Annotated in this window: 1 protein-coding gene and 1 pseudogene; both read right to left on the bottom strand. The window is 61.0% G+C overall.

Annotated elements, in window-relative coordinates; translation table 11 throughout:
* Positions 1-762: 762 nt before the first annotated feature.
* A complete protein-coding gene (locus C501_RS14065; RefSeq protein ID WP_156807528.1) occupies positions 763-1,134 on the bottom strand; it encodes a TraM recognition domain-containing protein in 372 nt (123 codons plus the stop codon).
* A gap of 42 nt (positions 1,135-1,176) precedes the next feature.
* Positions 1,177-1,365, bottom strand: a pseudogene (locus tag C501_RS14070) (IS3 family transposase); the annotation flags it as partial.
* Between the last annotated feature and the right edge of the window lie 131 nt (positions 1,366-1,496).

The raw sequence follows: 1,496 nt of genomic DNA on the forward strand, positions 1-1,496 counted from the left end.
ACGAGCACTGCGGAGACATCCCACCAGCAGAACTCGAAGCAGACCCCTACGCTAAAACCACAGCCCAACAACCCGTTGAGCTGACCGTTTGAGAACCCCTCCGGACACACCGGGGCGATTCAGGTGCAGCGCGGACAACTCCCACAAAAGTTCCGGGTTGCAATGCCAGAACGGTGGGATGACCGCAGCCGGGAGGCCGTAGGTGCGGCGTAGCCAATGCACCCACCGGTTCAGCTCCAGCCACTGCGCCTCTAGGTCCTCGGGCCCAAGCAAGTTCTAGTTGTTCGGATGTGGAGGCTCAACCAGCAGTGGCCCTTCAAAGTCGGCGTCGAACTCGACCTCTTCATCGACGCTAGGGCGTTGGGGGGCGATCGACCTCTAGCGGGTGCGTGCGAGATCAAGTCCAATCCGAGAAGCGATGAACTCCTCCGCAGGCACCTGTTGCCCGTCCTTTTCGTATATGTACTCGTGGATGCGATCCGCGGCGGCGAGGCGGTCTTGCGGAAGATCGCGAGGTCATGGAATGTCAGCTCCAACTGGGTGAACGACCCATCGGGCTCCTGCCCGGCATGCTCAATGCCAATGCGGGCGTGAAACCTCGAAACTCCGTTCCCACCGACACTCAGCCGAGGCTGCGTGGCAATGAATCCTGAGATGGACTGCTGCGTATCGATACTCATGGGGTGCGCCTTTCAAAGACGGTGACCACGGTGGTCGCCGCTCATCCGAGAGGTGCGCTGCACGTTCCCGTTCTTGACCTGGTTACGGGCGCTGACGCAAGGATTCTTCGACCACGGCCCGCTGTGCGCGGAGCTCACTGTTGTCTCGCCGCCTCATCCAGGCACAGAGCTTCGCGACGATGGGTGTGGCTGCGCGGAGCAGTATGACGCCGGTGCCGATGGCGAGGGTATGGATTACGTCGGCAGGCATAATCGCCATCCGACGGATGGAGCGTTGCGTGGTGAGGTTTTGGAGGTCGAGGCTGTTGGGTGTACTGCTAAGGATGATCTTCACGATCGAGGCGTCCCAGATCGTCTCGGTGGCGTTATTCGACCACTTCTCTCTGGCGTGCGCGAGCGACTGCAACACGGGCATGGTCGTGATTTCCGTACCCCCGCCTTCCGTCATCAGCATCGGCAGGGACGGTAACGGTACAAGGTTTCCGATTTCATCGAGAGCCGCATCGCTGACCGCGGAGGTCGACGGGGCCAGGGTCCCGTCGTCGATATCCGCCTGTTTCACCCAGATCCACACCGACTCGACCCCGTATCCGAGTTGCGACGCGACCCGCTGAACCGTCCCGTGCTCGGTCACCTGCTCCGCTCGCAGCGAACGCATCATCCGAACCGCGGCGGCCTTTTCCTCCTACGAACACCCACGCGTCGTCGACCCGCCATAACCTTGAATTGTCCTGGGTTTGGTTCCGTTCTTTATAGGAGGATGGAAGTATGCCACGTCAGTATCCGCCGGAGTTCCGGCAGCGAGCGTTACGGATG

Source organism: Acaricomes phytoseiuli DSM 14247, from assembly GCF_000376245.1.
GTDB lineage: Bacteria > Actinomycetota > Actinomycetes > Actinomycetales > Micrococcaceae > Renibacterium > Renibacterium phytoseiuli.